This window comes from Proteus terrae subsp. cibarius, assembly GCF_011045835.1.
Taxonomy (GTDB): domain Bacteria; phylum Pseudomonadota; class Gammaproteobacteria; order Enterobacterales; family Enterobacteriaceae; genus Proteus; species Proteus cibarius.
In genome coordinates this window covers 2,196,604-2,213,783 of sequence record NZ_CP047349.1, presented here as the reverse complement: position 1 = coordinate 2,213,783, position 17,180 = coordinate 2,196,604, and the positions used below count along the sequence as shown (strand labels likewise).

General features: G+C 39.4%; 11 protein-coding genes. 8 read left to right on the top strand and 3 right to left on the bottom strand.

The features are described from left to right. The first annotated feature begins 25 nt into the window (after nucleotides 1-25). From GTH25_RS10350 to GTH25_RS10340, 3 genes are all read left to right on the top strand, one after another. A complete protein-coding gene (locus GTH25_RS10350) occupies nucleotides 26-769 on the top strand; it encodes an energy transducer TonB family protein (protein ID WP_238795196.1) in 744 nt (247 codons plus the stop codon). Between the two features lie 28 nt (nucleotides 770-797). Continuing rightward, nucleotides 798-2,966, top strand: a complete 2,169-nt coding sequence (locus GTH25_RS10345; RefSeq protein WP_164530548.1) for a S9 family peptidase — start codon at nucleotides 798-800, stop codon at nucleotides 2,964-2,966. A gap of 163 nt (nucleotides 2,967-3,129) precedes the next feature. Further along, nucleotides 3,130-5,373: a TonB-dependent receptor gene (locus GTH25_RS10340; RefSeq protein ID WP_156733582.1), complete on the top strand. Its 2,244-nt coding sequence runs from the start codon at nucleotides 3,130-3,132 to the stop codon at nucleotides 5,371-5,373. 107 nt (nucleotides 5,374-5,480) lie between these two features. On the opposite strand, the gene xseA is transcribed toward GTH25_RS10340, so the two are convergent. Next, a complete protein-coding gene (gene xseA, locus GTH25_RS10335; protein WP_098942515.1) occupies nucleotides 5,481-6,863 on the bottom strand; it encodes an exodeoxyribonuclease VII large subunit in 1,383 nt (460 codons plus the stop codon). 169 nt (nucleotides 6,864-7,032) lie between these two features. Here xseA and guaB point away from each other — a divergent pair, with 169 nt between their 5' ends. From guaB to GTH25_RS10320, 3 genes are all read left to right on the top strand, one after another. Next, complete coding sequence (gene guaB, locus GTH25_RS10330) at nucleotides 7,033-8,499, top strand: IMP dehydrogenase (protein WP_075671849.1); 1,467 nt, start codon at nucleotides 7,033-7,035, stop codon at nucleotides 8,497-8,499. A 101-nt stretch (nucleotides 8,500-8,600) separates the two neighbouring features. Next, complete coding sequence (gene guaA, locus GTH25_RS10325; protein WP_098942517.1) at nucleotides 8,601-10,178, top strand: glutamine-hydrolyzing GMP synthase; 1,578 nt, start codon at nucleotides 8,601-8,603, stop codon at nucleotides 10,176-10,178. 307 nt (nucleotides 10,179-10,485) lie between these two features. After that, nucleotides 10,486-11,673 carry a tyrosine-type recombinase/integrase gene (locus GTH25_RS10320; protein WP_164530547.1) on the top strand — a complete coding sequence of 396 codons (1,188 nt, stop codon included), beginning with the start codon at nucleotides 10,486-10,488 and terminating at the stop codon, nucleotides 11,671-11,673. Between the two features lie 223 nt (nucleotides 11,674-11,896). Here the strand turns inward: GTH25_RS10320 and GTH25_RS10315 are convergent, their stop codons facing one another. Further along, entirely contained in the window at nucleotides 11,897-13,342 is a 1,446-nt protein-coding gene (locus tag GTH25_RS10315) for a hypothetical protein (RefSeq protein ID WP_164530546.1), read from the bottom strand. 542 nt (nucleotides 13,343-13,884) lie between these two features. Next, nucleotides 13,885-15,027, bottom strand: a complete 1,143-nt coding sequence (locus tag GTH25_RS10310) for a hypothetical protein (RefSeq protein ID WP_164530545.1) — start codon at nucleotides 15,025-15,027, stop codon at nucleotides 13,885-13,887. Between the two features lie 163 nt (nucleotides 15,028-15,190). Between GTH25_RS10310 and GTH25_RS10305 the strand changes: the two genes are divergently transcribed. Together GTH25_RS10305 and GTH25_RS10300 are read left to right on the top strand one after the other, a co-directional pair. Next, nucleotides 15,191-15,451: a helix-turn-helix transcriptional regulator gene (locus tag GTH25_RS10305; protein WP_427911257.1), complete on the top strand. Its 261-nt coding sequence runs from the start codon at nucleotides 15,191-15,193 to the stop codon at nucleotides 15,449-15,451. 12 nt (nucleotides 15,452-15,463) lie between these two features. Further along, nucleotides 15,464-16,471: a replication protein RepA gene (locus GTH25_RS10300; RefSeq protein WP_004729342.1), complete on the top strand. Its 1,008-nt coding sequence runs from the start codon at nucleotides 15,464-15,466 to the stop codon at nucleotides 16,469-16,471. Nucleotides 16,472-17,180 lie beyond the last annotated feature (709 nt).

Below are 17,180 nucleotides of genomic sequence, written 5' to 3'. Positions count from 1 at the left end.
GCTTTGCAGTTCTAAGGCGTTAATTTTGGCTATCGGTGTACACGCTGTTTTTGTCATGGCTTATTTTTTTCTCAATAAAGAAAATACGGTATTAATACAAGAGCCTGAATTAGCTGTAATGATGAGCTTAAGTGAAAATGTACAAGCGCTCAGTGATGAAAAACAGGTTGTAGGAGTCGATCAACAACTGGCAGTGGCAAGCCAAAAAAAGATAGAGCAGGATATTGCTGAAAAGCAGCCTGATCTTATTGTGAATGAAAATGCTGATATTTTGATCGAAAAACCCCAAAAAAGGGTTAATGTAGAGCAAACTGCTAAAGTAACTCCTGTTACCTCTCTTGTAAAACCTGCACCGATTATGAGTGAAAATGTGTCTAGCCAATCAGCACCTTCAAGTAGTCGCTCCGCGGCGAAACAGCAATCTAATGATGTCAGTGCAAATTATGACAGCGATTCAGATAGCTCAGAAAGCGCATTAGCATTATGGCAAGCTAAAACAAAAGGACACCTTAATCGCTATAAAGCCTATCCTGAAGAAGCAAAAAGCAAAGGCAGAAGTGGTGTTTCTAAAGTACGCTTTTTTGTTGATGAACAAGGTTATGTCATATCCAGTGAATTAATTCTCAGCAGTGGTGTGCGCTCTTTAGATAGAGAAGCACAAAGAGTACTCAAACGTGCAGAGCCCTTACCGATACCGCCAATCGAGTTATTGTCGAAAGGTAAAATAATGGTTGAAATGCCAATTGAGTTTTCTACACTAACGTTCTAACGACAGGTTAAAAAGGAAATAAAACGTTATGCTAGTCGCAACAAAAAAACGGATGACGTTGCAATTAACGAGTGCGATCATGGCTTTGTTAATTTCAACAACACCTGCATTGGCTCAAAATCAAAAGGACTCCCTAGTGACGCCACCAAAAGCGAATAAAGTGCCTCATGTGATGACAGAACATGGCGATGCACGTACTGATAATTATTATTGGCTAAGAGATGATTCACGCAAAGATCCAAAAGTGCTTGATTATCTGAATGCTGAAAACGCTTATACCGAATCTGTAATGAAAGAAGGTAAGGCATTAGAAGAAACACTCTTCAATGAGATGGTTAGCCGTATGGCTCAAAATGATGAGTCTGTGCCTTATATTTATAATGGCTATACTTATCGTACTATTTACCAAGAAGGTAAAGATTTTCCTATTTATCAGCGTAAGCCAGTTAATAGTGAAGGTGAATGGGAAGTTCTCGTTGATGGAAACGAACGTGCTAAAGGGCATGAATTCTATCAATTAGGTGATTTGACCATTAGCCCAGATAACAAACGCATTGCCATTGCAGAAGATAAAGAAGGGCGCAGAAACTATAATGTTGCCTATAAAGATTTATCAGATAACACATGGAAAGAGAATGTGTTAACCAATATCTCAGCAAACTTAGTGTGGGCAAATGATAGCAAAACACTATTTTATGTTGATAAAGATCCGCAAACACTACTGCCTTATCAAATCTATCGCCATCAATATGGCACAGATCGTAAACAAGACGTCAAAATCTTTGAAGAAAACGATGATCGTTTTTATACCTGGATGGGTAAAAGTAAATCTAAAGATTACATTCTGGTCTCTATCGAAAGTTCAACCACTTCAGAGTCTCGCTTAATTGATGCAAATGCACCAGAAAAACCAATGGTTATCTTCTCTGCACGTCAAGAAGGGCGCGAATATGATATCGACCATTTTAATGGTGAATTTTATATTCGTTCGAATCATGAGAGTGAATTATTTGGTCTTTATAAAACGGCCTCAATTGATAAGCCTTGGGAAACCGTCATTGCGCCACAAAAAGATGACGATTTAGAAGGTTTTGATCTCTTTAATCGCTGGTTGGTGGTTGAAGAAAGAAAGCAAGGTTTAGTGTCATTACGCCAAATTGATTGGAAAACAGGTCAATCAACCAATGTCACATTTGACGATCCTGTTTATATGGCATGGTTAGGGTTTAACCCTCAAGCAGATAGTGAAGAGCTTCGGTTCGGTTATACATCCATGACAACACCATCTTCAACTTATCAATGGAATATGCAAACACATCAAAAGCAACTGCTTAAACAGCAAGAAGTGAAAGGCTTTGAACGTGATTTGTATGAAAGTGAGCGCATTTGGGTAAAAGCACAAGATGGTGTTGAAGTTCCCGTATCATTGGTTTACCGCAAAGACTTATTTAAGAAAGGTGAAAATCCTATCTTAATTTATGGTTATGGCTCTTACGGTAGTAGTATTGATCCTTCATTTAGCTCACCTCGTTTAAGTTTGTTAGACCGAGGTTTTGTCTATGCGATTGTGCATGTGCGTGGTGGTGGTGAATTAGGTAAGCGCTGGTATAACCAAGGTAAAATGGAACATAAGGTTAATACTTTTACTGACTTTATTGATGCCACTAAATACCTAATTGCTGAAGGTTACGGAGCACCTAAACACGTTTATGCTATGGGGGGCAGTGCGGGTGGTTTATTAATGGGCGCTGTTGTGAATATGGCACCAGAATTATACCGTGGTGTTGTATCTCAAGTTCCATTTGTTGATGTTGTGACAACCATGCTAGATGCATCAATCCCTTTAACAACAGGGGAATATGAAGAGTGGGGAAATCCTGCTGATAGAGACGTTTATTTCCGCTTAAAATCATATAGCCCATACGATAATGTCGTTGCTAAGGCTTATCCTCATTTATTAGTCACAACAGGATTACATGATTCACAAGTGCAATATTGGGAGCCTGCAAAGTGGGTTGCTAAATTGCGTGAATTAAAAACAGATAATAATCTATTATTACTTGATACTAATATGAGTGCAGGACACGGCGGTAAATCAGGACGTTTTAACCGCTTACGCGATACTGCGAAAGAATATGCCTTTATTCTGATGTTAGAACAACCTGAAGTCTATTTTAAAGTTCAAAATATAAAATAGAATAATCTGTAATAATAAATAAGTTTAATAAAATTAGCCTGTCTCTCTTTAAGAGAGACAGCGCTATTATTTAAAGCGAATATAATAATAATATTTTTTGGTTTAATTACTTTATATAAAGCAACGTGAGCCTATTTCAATAAAAATAAAGAATAGGTTTATTATGAAGTTTACAAGGAAAATACTTAGTACTCTTATTTTATTTTCAGGTGTTAATCATCTCGTCATCGCATCTGAAGTGGATAAAGCGGTTCAATTTAGTAGCTTAAAAGTTTCATCAGCACAAAAAGAAACACCAGAACAGAAAACATTGGGAAAACCAGGTGCTTATAGTTCTATTGGTGAAATTAATAATCTCGAGTCTGTTGAACAAGCATTGCGATCAACCCCTGGGACTTACACTCAAATGGATGTAAGTCAACCAGGTGTGAGTGTCAATATTCGCGGACTTAGTGGGTTTGGGCGCGTTAATATGATGGTAGATGGTGTTACGCAAACAACATATAGCACATCTCCTAGCCAAATTAGCCATGGTGGTCAGCCATATAATCAATTTAATAGCATGCTTGATCCAAACTTTATTGTTCAAGTTGATATTTCTCGAGGTCAACAAGATGGTGAAAATAGTATCAATGCCTTAGCAGGTAGCGCTAATTTTAAAACTATTGGTATCGAAGATATTTTATTTAAAGGAAATTCATGGGGAGTAAGAAGTAAAGCAGCTGGTGGTACTAATGGGTTAGGTTATAACGGTATGGTCGCTTTTGCAGGACAACGTTCATTATTTAATGATAATGGTACAGCTGGTGCAATGATTGCGTTAAGTGGACACAAAATAGAATCTTCTTATAAAAATGGTGCTGGTTTTAATAGTGAAGAATTTGCGACTAATAAACATTTTAATCAAAAGCCCCATTCAGAATTAGCAAAAATTAATATTAAACCAAACGATTCCCATGAATTAGAATTAAGTGGTCGATTTTATAATAATAATTTTAATCGACGTAAAATTGATGCTAAAGATTATTATGCAAAATATCGCTATACACCATTAAATGATCTTTTTGACAGTGAAATTCGTTTGAGTCACAGCCAAGCGTCTCAAAAATTTGAAGGCGATTCTTTAATGAGCTTGCGTAATGCAAATGCCAAAAATACCTCTGATTCTCTCGTAGTTAAAAATACCAGCCGTTTTAATTATGGTGAAATTGATATGGCATTAACACTCGGCTCTAAATTAATGTCAACAGAATACAAGCGTAGTGTTATTGCGCCTTCTACGGACCCGTGGCAAGCAAATAATATGGTTGAAAATAATACATTTGCACCACAAGGAAAAAATGATTTAACTAGCTTTTTTTCACAAATGAAATTTGAATACGATATTTATACTCTTGATCTAAATTTAAATTATGTGGATTACAATATAAAAGGATATAAGCCAGCGTGTGCGGCTCGTGATGCATGTTTCCCTGAAGGTGAAATGAATGTAAATCGTCATGATAGAAATTGGGATCCTGGGGTGTTACTTTCCGCTGAAATTATTTCTGAATTTCAACCCTTTGTTAGTTATGCTCACACCATGAGAGCACCCACTTCACAAGAGATATTTTTTGCCAATGAAGGTGGTGCTTCAATGAATCCATATTTAAAGAGTGAAAAGGCTGATACATTCCAGCTTGGGTTTAATAGTTACCGCCCTGATTTAATTATCGAAGGTGATAGCTTTCGATTTAAAGGATTATGGTATTACACAAAGATCAAAAATTATATTTCTAGTGAATCTTTTATCGTGTGCAAAGGAGGGATCCGTTGTAGAGCTGATGATACATTAACATTGGATGATTACGCCAATATGGAAAATGACGGTAATATTAATCTTCATACTAACAGTATCGATCCTGTGGTTTTACGTGGCTATGAGTTACAAGCTAATTATGATGCAGAAGTATTCTACGCTAATCTGTCATATAGTGATCAACGCACATCACAACCCACATCAATTGCTAGCTTAGATTTTGGACAATCACCAGCTTCTGAGCTTCCTAAATATTATGCCACTATAGATACGGGTATTCGCCTCTTTGATGACAGGTCATTAGAACTGGGTACGGTTATTCAAATAACAGGTAAATCACGAAAATCTTCACCAGAAGGTGTTGATTACGATTTAGGTATAGTGCCAATGGTTGAACAAGAAAAAATCCCAACGATAATTGACGTTTATGGTAATTATCAAATTAATAAAAATATCTCACTGAAATTCGCAGTACATAATTTAATGAATAAAAACTATTCTAATGCGCTTGATAGAAGTAATTCATCACCAATTATGCAAGATCCGAGTGCTAATACACAAACAGCTCGCGGTAGAAGTTATCTTTTTGCAGGAGAAGTACGTTTTTAATGTAACGTAATGATTATCATAAAATATAAATAATAAAAAACGGCATCAGTATAATTCGGATGCCGTTTTCCTTTTTTATTTATGTTGAACTAAACCATTTGATATGGTTAATTCTCATTTTTAGAGGCAGTCTTACGTTTAGCTTTTATCTTTTGTGTTTTAACCACTTCACTGGTGATCCAACCATCTTCAACACGCGTTTTTAGCGGATCGCCCACTTTCACCTGTTTGGTATTTTTCAGCACTTCTCCAGACTCTGTTTCGCTAATACTGTAACCACGAGAAAGTGTTGCGAGAGGACTCACACTTTCTAAGCGAGAACAGCTAATAGCGAATTGTTCACGTTGACGAGACAACTGTTGTGAAATACTTTCTCGCATACGGTAAATTAACTGTTGTTGTTGGCGAAGTAATGCTTGAATTTGGGAACTAGGCTCTTGGTAATTAAGGCGTTTTTGTAGTTGTGTTTGTTGATGTTGTTTGGCTTGCAATAGTCGCTGAAAACTAGAAACTAAACGCTGTTGTGTTGAAGCCAATACATTTTGCTGACGAGCAAGACGTAAATGAGGATGCTGTTGTTGTAAACGATGATGAAGTTGTGTTATTGCGCGTAATTTTTTTGCTAAATAGTAATCCATCGCCATTTCAAGGCGTTGTTGTTGTGATTGTAATTGGCGCAATAGCTCGAGCTTGTTACGGCTGATTAGTTCTGCTGCTGCAGAAGGAGTTGGTGCTCTAAGGTCGGCAATAAAATCAGCTATGGTTACATCAGTTTCATGGCCAACGGCGCTTACAATCGGAATTTCGCTGGCAAAAATAGCACGAGCAACACGTTCATCATTAAATGCCCAGAGATCTTCTAACGAGCCACCGCCACGACCAACAATTAAAACATCACACTCTTTGCGGCGGTTAGCAAGCTCGATGGCATGAACAATCTGCATAGGCGCTTCAGCACCTTGAACCGCAGTTGGATAGATAAGAACAGGCAAAGAGGGATCACGACGGCGAAGAATATTTAAAATGTCGTGCAGTGCTGCTCCTGTTGATGAAGTGATAACACCAATTTGTTTAGCGGGTGATGGCAGGGGTTTTTTATGAATAGCATCAAATAAACCTTCAGCACTGAGTTTTTGTTTTAACAGCTCAAATTGTTGTTGTAAAAGTCCGTCACCCGCAGGTTGCATACTTTCAACAATCAATTGGTAATCACCTCGTGGTTCATACAATGTAATTGTTGCACGCACTAAAACTTGCTGACCATGTTGAGGACGAAAATTCACTTTGCTATTTTGACCACGAAACATCGCCGCTCTAATTTGGGCATTAGTATCTTTTAACGTAAAATACCAGTGACCAGAAGAGGGTTGAGTAAAGTTGGAAATTTCAGCGCTGATCCAAATGCGACCCATTTCCATTTCTAATAACTGGCGAACGGTCTTATTTAGACGGCTAACAGTAAAAATATTATTGTTTATCGGTAGTGTCATGTGAGCCAGATCAAATTTTAAAACAAAGACTTAATTGATTGATACTACCTAAGTTAGTGGCAGGATCAATAAAAATTTTGAAAAAAAGCTAGAAGCAACCGATTACGGTGTGTATAATTCCGCGGCAATATTTTCTATTTCCTAAAAGCCGCCTTGGTGAGATATTGCTATGTTACGAATTAAAAAAGAAGCACTTACATTTGATGATGTTTTGTTAGTTCCTGCACACTCCACTGTTCTTCCTAATACTGCCGACTTATCCACTCAACTGACTGAAACAATCCGCCTAAATGTTCCTATGCTTTCTGCTGCAATGGATACTGTGACTGAAGCGCCTTTAGCTATCGCATTAGCTCAAGAAGGTGGAATTGGTTTTATTCACAAAAACATGTCTATCGAACGTCAAGCTGAAGAAGTTCGTCGTGTGAAAAAACATGAAAGTGGTGTTGTCACTGATCCTATTACCGTAACACCAGAAACTTCTTTACGTGAAGTTCAAGCAATGACTGAACGCAATGGCTTTGCGGGTTACCCAGTTGTGACCAATGACAACGAATTAGTGGGTATTATTACTGGCCGTGATGTTCGTTTTGTTACTGATTTAGACCAACCTGTTACAGCGGTAATGACACCAAAAGAGCGCTTAGTGACTGTGCAAGAAGGTGAAGCACGAGATGTTGTCATGCAAAGAATGCATGAAAAACGTGTAGAGAAAGCTTTAGTGGTTGATGACAACTTCCACCTGAAAGGAATGATCACTGTAAAAGACTTCAAGAAAGCAGAACGTAAACCAAATGCTTGTAAAGACGAACACGGTCGTTTACGTGTTGGTGCTGCTGTTGGTGCAGGTGCCGGTAATGAAGAGCGTGTTGCTGCATTAGTTGCTGCAGGCGTTGATATTTTACTTATTGACTCATCTCACGGTCACTCTGAAGGTGTCTTACAGCGTATTCGTGATACTCGTGCATTATATCCAAATCTACCTATTATTGGTGGCAACGTTGCAACCGCAGAAGGTGCATTAGCACTAGCAGATGCTGGTGTGAGCGCGGTTAAAGTAGGTATTGGCCCAGGCTCTATTTGCACAACACGTATCGTAACCGGTGTGGGTGTACCACAAATTACGGCTATTGCAGATGCTGTTGAAGCACTGAAAGATCGCAACATTCCAGTTATTGCAGACGGCGGTATTCGTTTCTCTGGCGATATCGCAAAAGCATTAGCAGCAGGTGCAGCTTGCGTTATGGTTGGTTCAATGTTTGCAGGTACTGAAGAATCTCCGGGCGAGATCGAACTGTTCCAAGGACGTTCTTATAAATCTTATCGCGGCATGGGTTCATTAGGTGCGATGTCTAAAGGTTCATCAGATCGTTACTTCCAAACTGATAATGCAGCAGACAAATTAGTACCAGAAGGCATCGAAGGTCGTGTTGCTTATAAAGGTTTATTGAAAACTATTGTTCATCAACAAATGGGTGGTTTACGCTCATGCATGGGCTTAACTGGTTGCGCAACAATTAAAGATTTAAATACCAAAGCTGAATTTGTTCGTATCAGTGGGGCAGGTATTCAAGAAAGCCATGTCCATGATGTGACCATCACGAAAGAATCGCCTAACTATCGCTTAGGTATGTAATTTATTCCGAGAAAGGCTTGTTTTAGTTATTACTTTGTTTTGATTATAAATTAGCAAGCCTTTCAACTTTATGACTTTATCTGTTTTGGAATTCACCACAAATGACAGCAAATATCCATAATCATCGCATTCTTATCCTTGATTTCGGTTCACAGTATACGCAGCTTATTGCTCGTCGTATTCGTGAAATCGGCGTTTATTGTGAACTCTGGGCATGGGATGTTACAGAAGAACAAATTCGTGAATTTAATCCTAATGGTATTATTCTGTCTGGTGGCCCTGAAAGTACTACTGAAGACAACAGCCCTCGCGCACCAGAATACGTATTCAATGCAGGCGTTCCTGTATTAGGAATTTGTTATGGTATGCAAACGATGTCGATGCAATTAGGTGGCGACGTCGAAGTTTCTGGTGAGCGTGAATTTGGTTACTCACAAGTTGAAATTCGTGAAACTTGTGCACTGTTCCGTGATATTCAAGATTCTGTTAGCGAAGATGGTAAACCATTATTAGATGTATGGATGAGCCACGGTGACAAAGTTACTGCTATTCCTTCAGATTTTGTAACAGTAGCGAGCACTGAAACTTGTCCATTTGCTATCATGGCGAATGAAGAAAAACGTTTTTATGGTGTTCAATTCCACCCTGAAGTTACACATACCCATCAAGGTTTAGCGATTTTAAAACGTTTTGTTTTAGATATCTGTGGTTGTGATGCGCTGTGGACTTCCGCCGCCATTATTGAAGACACTGTTGCTCGTTTAAAAGAGCAAATTGGTGATGATCACGTTATTTTAGCGTTATCAGGCGGTGTTGATTCATCAGTAACTGCATTATTGTTAAACCGTGCGATTGGTAAACGTTTAACATGTGTATTTGTTGATAACGGCTTATTGCGTCTGAATGAAGCAGAACAAGTCATGGAAATGTTTAAAGGCAAATTTGACCTAAATATTATCCATGTTGAAGCCGAAGATCGTTTCCTAACTGCATTGAAAGGTGAAAACGATCCTGAGAAAAAACGCAAAATTATTGGTCATACATTCATTGAAATCTTTGATGAAGAAGCTGTTAAACAGCCACAAGTTAAATGGTTAGCACAAGGCACTATCTATCCTGATGTGATTGAGTCTGCTGCATCTGCAACAGGTAAAGCTCATGTAATTAAATCGCACCATAACGTGGGTGGCTTACCAGAAGATATGAAGCTGGGCTTAGTTGAGCCATTAAAAGAGCTGTTTAAAGATGAAGTGCGTAAGATTGGTTTAGAGTTAGGCTTACCATACGACATGCTTTATCGTCACCCATTCCCGGGCCCAGGTTTAGGGGTTCGCGTATTAGGTGAGATCAAGAAAGAGTACTGTGATTTATTACGTCGTGCTGATGCTATCTTTATCGAAGAACTGCATAAAGCTGATTTATATAACAAAGTAAGCCAAGCATTTACCGTGTTCTTACCTGTGCGTTCAGTGGGTGTTATGGGCGACGGTCGTAAATATGACTGGGTTGTTTCATTACGTGCAGTTGAAACTGTGGACTTTATGACAGCGCATTGGGCACATTTACCATATGACTTCTTAGGTCGTGTTTCTAACCGCATTATTAATGAAGTTAGTGGTATTTCCCGCGTTGTTTATGATATCAGCGGTAAACCACCTGCAACGATTGAGTGGGAATAATGCTCCTTTAAGAAAGGTCTGGCATTAACAAGCACTAAATCATACTTAAGTCCGCGTAATTGCGGACTTTTTTTGTTTTTGGCTTAGTCATTTTTGGCAATGTCTGGCAACGCCAAGCACGGTTTGACCGTGGTATTTTGATGGGTATGATTCATCGGTAATGCCATGGATTACGCCCGATACCATGCTGAGTGTTTTTGATGGGGCATGGTATTGAATTTTTATATCTATCTGTTTTGTAATGATTAATCTCTAGTTTTTTAGAGGTTTTTCAGCATGGTATCAAACAAGAATAATAGGTCGAAACATGCTGACTGATACCAAGCTACGCAATCTCAAACCCAAAGATAAACTATACAAAGTCAATGACCGTGATGGCCTCTATGTTGCTGTGACCACTGCGGGTTCTATCTCATTTCGCTACAACTACTCGATCAATGGCAGACAAGAAACCATTACCTTTGGCCGCTACGGAGTAGGAGGCATCACGTTAGCAGAAGCGCGTGAGCGTCTCAATGAAGCGAAGAGAATGGTTACTGATGGAAAGTCACCGGCCAAAGAGAAAGCCCGTGCGAAGGCGAGAACGAAAGATGCTGAAACCTTTGGGGCCTGGGCTCAGAAATGGCTGCGTGGTTATCAGATGGCCGACTCTACCCGGGATATGCGTCGCTCAGTCTACGCCCGAGAGTTAGAGGGCAAATTTGGCAATCAGAAGCTGACCGAAATCACCCATGAAGATCTGCGAGCACTGACTGACGCGATAGTAGAGCGTGGAGCGCCCGCAACGGCTGTACATACGCGTGACATTGTACTCCAGGTGTATCGATGGGCGATTGAGAGAGGGCAGAAAGTTGAGAACCCGGCAGACCTGGTGAGGCCCGCAAGTATCGCGCGGTTTGAGCCAAGAGACCGAACGTTAACACCGGCTGAGATTGGTTTGATGTACCGCTATATGGAAAAGGTAGGAACCACCCCTTCGATTCGTGCTGCGGTAAAGTTGCTATTGCTGACTATGGTACGCAAAAGCGAATTAACCAATGCAACCTGGAATGAAATTAACTTTAGCGAAGCGTTGTGGACGATTCCTAAAGAGAGGATGAAACGGCGTAACCCTCACCTGGTATTTTTGTCGCGCCAGGCGATGGACATTCTGATTGCCTTGAAGACATTTGCCGGTGGGTCTGATTACATTCTTCCTTCCCGTTATGACTCTGATGCTCCCATGAGTAGTGCGACGATGAACCGAGTCATGGATTTGACATACAAGGCCGCGCAAAAGGATGGGCAGTCACTAAGTAAGTTTGGGCCGCATGACCTTCGTAGAACAGCGAGTACACTGCTGCATGAAGCAGGATACAACACTGATTGGATAGAAAAATGCCTGGCGCACGAACAGAAAGGAGTGAGGGCTGTTTACAACAAAGCCGAATACCGAGAACAGCGCGCGGCCATGTTGCAGGACTGGTCTGACATGATTGATGAGTGGACCACTTAATATCTTGCTATCAATTATACGAGTAACACAATTATACGAGTAAGTCTTAACTTGATCTGTCAGATTTGATGAGAAATTAATCATATCTGACAGCCATCTAAGTATCATTTTTGACTCGTCTCATTTTAAGCTTGTTAAGGTAACTGACATTCAACGTAACTGATTTTTGGACAAATCCGATTTAGTAACTTTTCTGTAGCTTGTTAGTTTCAGATTAAATTTTCTATGGCTTAACGCCAAACTCCGACGCATTAGTGGTCGACTGCGGTACTTTGTTATGTTCGTCCGTCTCCGTTGAGTTTTGTTTCAGAACAAAGTCCTCACGCTTAAGAAAACTCGAATTAAATCTTTCGTCTAAGTTACCCCAGTCTATCGTTAGTACCGCCAGTAAAATCTGAACTATAATCAAAACCCCAACAAGCAATGAATATGCCCTATTGAAACGAAGATTTTGAACCTGCATTTCACTATTTAGCCCGTACACCCTGCGATCTATAGATGCTTTTAATTTATCAGCGAGCTTAAGCCTATACTTTGCAATTCTTTTTGCGCTATCTGAGTAAGGCTCTCTACAGCCATGAGGAATCTCTTTCTGAATCGCCAGAATATTTTCCCTTAATGATTCTAGCCTGTTGGTAGATTCAAAAAGTATGTCATAGTTTGTTTCAACCTTGTTAGAGTTCTTCAACAATGCTGAATTAGCGTACTCCGAAATCTCTACGTGTTGTCTCGCTACATCAATAAACATTGAGATAAATATGTGTGAGTCGTATAGAGTCAACCCATTCCGAGCAAAATTATCAAACTGGTCAAACTCTTCTATGTTTTTGCTCTTTATAAACACAGCATCTAGATGGTTCTTCTCTACCATGTTACTTGTTATGAAGTGCTCTGAACTATCACTACTTATTTTTTCATCTAAAAATTTAAAACTTCGCGGACAAACGTGAACATGGCTATCATCCTCGCATTCATCAACTTCAACAAAATAAGGCTCATTAGTATCTCGATAGATATCTGCAATTAGCGTTAACTTTGATTCATCCTTAGTTATTCGCCATAGTCTAAGTACTTTTTTAGCCATACTGACCACATCGCTGCAAACCTTATTTATATTCTCATTTATAAGATCTTCAACTAGGTTTCGTTTGTTATGATGTTGAATAAGTCTAAATTGCTGTGAAAATGGATTTGCGGAAGCAAAGGCGTAGTATCTACTTATCTCGCTAACGTCAACGCTGGATACCATTCCTGTGGCTGACTCCTTCAGAAAGAAATATAGGGACAAGTAATTAATTCCATATGAGTACTTGGACAGAGACACGTAACAAGAATCACAAAAATCTGTTTCTACCTCCATTCTCAATAGCGAAGTCAGCCTGTTTTCTCTGTGAAAATGAATCCAACCCAAATTTCTGAACCCGCCCCCATGGTCATATTTGTTTTCAAAGACGGAATCATCTCTCTCAGGGTTGTAATCACCAGGAGATGCATTGGACTTTAGCCATCGGCGAATCGAGTCCAAATCATCATGCTCAACCTTTACAACTACGCTTATAGCTTTCCACTTGAAGCTTCCATCAAAAAGACTGGCTGATTTAATTCGATCCTCTTTTTCATATAGATGCCGGATCGATTCTTGCTCTTTTCGAGAGTAGCTCTTTGCCATAAAGCGAAGCCACTTAGGAAATACCCAAGGAATGTATCGGGCTAGGAGTAAGACAATTTCAGTATATTTGGCTTTTATAGGTTTCATTATTTTATTTCAGGCACAAAAATGATTATAACGCAAAGGCGCTGACACCGTGGCTTGTTTTGTGGGAAGCAAATTACGTAAGAGGTTCGCATGATGATTAGCTATTTGACTTCCTTGCGTCTGAACTAGCCGTATTCCGTCAACATTGGGAATATTTGTTCATCACTTGAAGCTGACTGGCGGTGGCGGTGGCTGCGTGCAAGCTCGCTTCACTTGATTATTTATTAACTTTGCCGCATTACTAAAATTTGGTCAATCGGCGTGTGTCACACTAAGCCTAAAATCATGATACTAACTCACAATGGGGCAGAAACAAGTTAGGCGAACGTCTGCTTTGCTCAGTTGAACTAATAATTGCGCCAAGTTATCGTAATGATCCCCTCCTTGAACGTTCATACCTGCCTGTCAGATGAAACCCCGTTACTTTTGAGTCAAATTTTAGCGGCTAAATTAACTCATAGAAAAAATTCATCTCGAACAGATGAAAGCGCCTTAGATACGGTTTGGTGAATTATGTGCTGACCAGTGTATTCTGAAAGTTCTTGAGCAATCTCTTTTTGGCTAAGCTTTCTTTGTTTCAAAACTAGCATTCTTTTCTTGTTATCAGTGATCCTCGAATCGACCATTCTTCGAGCTATGTTTCGAATTTTGTCAATATCACCGGAAGAAATCATAGTTCCTTCATTAGTCAGAGAATCCGAAATCTCATGTAAGTGATGGAGCATAGTTGTATCGACTTTTATTTGATTGCCAAATGTTTTGCGTACATAGTTCATATAAGCTTCAGCTTGTTCTGACGTGACCATTTTCCCCTGAAGGTAGAGATAGAAATATTCGTCTATGAGTTCATCACCTGACATAGCATTACGCTTATCTGGTTTGGCTACTTGTCGGCGTAATCTTAATACTTCGGTTTCAAACTGATTTTGAGAGCGTTTTGCTCGTTTATAAGCCGAAGTATTATTTTTCTTTTGTTTATGGAGTGAGCAAAAATTATGGCTTAGAGCCATTAATTTTATATCGTCTAGATCTTTATATTGAATGATATTCTTATCTAATGATTCTATAAATGACGTTAATTCTGTTTTTTCGCCGCAGAACTCACATAAAGTCTGCTTTCTAGTAGTATTAATTTTTACATCAGTTGAGTACTCTTGGAATTTCGGCCGTCTTAGATAACACATCCAAACTAGATTTATTATTGCTTCTAAAGTGGCGATAAATCGTCTATCTGTTTCAGTGCCAGAACTATTGTATTCGATGAAAAATGCTAGATGTCTTTTTATTTCCTTATGGGCTTCTTGAAAACCTAACTCTTTAATCAATAAGCTTAAAGATATCTTTTTGTCTTGTTTTGGAAAGAAATATTGATACTTCTCAGGAAGATTATTAATAAATCTTGAAATGCTATTGTCTAATGATTTGTGAATTAAGTTAATAATATTCCTACGCGTAGAGTACTGAGAATATGGCCCCCATTCATCCCGGAATCTTTTGATAGCCTGAGATACAAACTCATCACAGCCTTTATCTATGATTAAAAAATTGTATAAGCCTAAGCGCTTTGCTGCATCTTTTTCTGACTCAATACTATCCATATCATTACCCAGTCTCAACATGCGATTTTTATAAAGTTTCACTATAAGAATTTATCTGTTAATTGGCAATAAAAGGAAATGTCTTGTAATGGCATGCTAAGGCTAGCATTCATATTCCACCTTTCTGTCCTGAATCTAAGATTAAACTTTTATCGTGTTTGGCATGATTAAACCTCTTACAGCAAGTAGAGGTATTACCATGCATGAACTAGCACATAAGACACTGATTAATAGAAAAACATTACTGCGTATGGTTCCGCTATCTGATCGAACCATCTATAACCTGGAACAGCGTGGGGAGTTCCCTCGCCGTATTGTTCTGACCAGCCGAAGTGTTGCTTGGGACCTGGCTGAGGTTGAGAACTGGATAGAAGAAAAACGTAGGTCTGCGTTAAAAGCCGCAAGACCTGGTTTTATTTGGTAAGTCTGAGTCCACATGACGATTAAAGATGTAACGGATGTTCAGGCTAAGGGAACCACTCGGCGAAAAAGTGCCTCGGTTACCAGCGGTAAGCTAGAGATCAGCACGAAATATATCGACAACATCATAGCAATCCAGGAGCGCAGTGCTCAGGAAGCGAATGAACTCGGTTTTATCGCGCGGCTTCTGATTCAAGCAACTATACCGCATAGTAAGCCCAAATCGAATGAGTGGAGCCGCAAGAATGGTCATTTCACAATGCACATGATGACCCCCTCATCTGTAGGTTTGCCTTACGGTTGCTATGCACGTTTGTTGTTGGTTTGGGTCAGTACACAAGCAGTAAGAAATAAGTCAAGACTGGACAGTGGTTTTATCACTGAACAGGAAGCACGCAAGCTTGATCTGGGACATTCTCAAAGACGTTTTATGGAAGAGCTAGGGCTAGGTTCAACTGGAGGCGAAAATGGAACCATTGGTCCTTTTCGAGAACAAATGCGGCGATTATTTAAAACGACGATCAGTGTTAGCTATACAGAGCTAAATGATGAAAGTGGATATATTTGTGAAGATGAAACTGGAGCCAGAGTTGCTGATATTTCCCATATTTGGTGGAGTACGAAGCAACCTGATCAAGATTCACTATGGGAATCTTGGGTGGAACTGTCGCCTAAATTTTTTCAATTGATTACTGATAAACCGGTCCCTCTGGATATGAGAGTGTTGCGGTTGATTAAGCGTTCTCCGATGGCTTTAGACATATATTGTTGGGCGACTTATCGGGTGAGTTACTTAAAGCGAGCCACAATTATTCCGTGGTCAGGTTTGATGGAGCAAATGGGGTCTAATTATGCCAATGTAAAAAGCTTTAAGCAGCGGTTTAAGGATGGACTGAAAAAGGTACAGCAGGCATGGCCAGAGCTAGATGCTACTCCAACCGAAAAAGGGTTGCTTTTGAAGCCTAGTGCTCCTCAAGTACCTCGTCAGACAAAGCTACAGGTTTCACGGGATATTGAAGTGTGATGAAACAGTATGTACGCACCATTCTTGATGTTAGTAAGCCTGGGTGTTTAGAAAGTTATCCACGCATGTTCTGTTTCCCTTTAAAGGGGGGATTTTGCGCATGTTCTGTTTCTGGCTGCGCATGTTTTGTTTCTGAGTACGCATGTTCTGTTTCTAGAAAGGCTAAAAAGCTTTTTAATAACATGTGGTTGCAGAACCTCCTATAGTCTTTCCTGTAGGTATACCTATATAAAAAAATAAACCTGTAGTTGAACAAACAAATATTGTGGATAACTTTGATCAATAGGTTGCTCAAAAGTGTCAATGAAATCATTTTTTTGGAAGTTGTATTTTTTAACTATATGAAGATAAAGTAATTTTTATTACTTTCACCTTGGCGTCTAAGCATTTATTGACATTTGAGGGGCAGTCAAACACGAAGGCTTTGAATTTACCATAGGGCGGACAGTGTTAAGAAAGCGATGTTTGTCTGTGTCGTGATCAAAACTGTCAATGAAATCATTTTTTTGGAAGTTATGTATTTTTATGGTGGTTACCTTGGTGTTTAAACATTCATTGACACTTGAGGGGCAGTTAAATACGAAGGCTTTGAATTTAGCCTAGAGCGGAAAGTGTTAGGAAAGCGGTGTTTTTCTGTGTCGTGATATTGAGTAAAGCCAATACACATAAATCGCTGTAAGGCCGCTATTTTAGCGCTATTCAGTCGCTA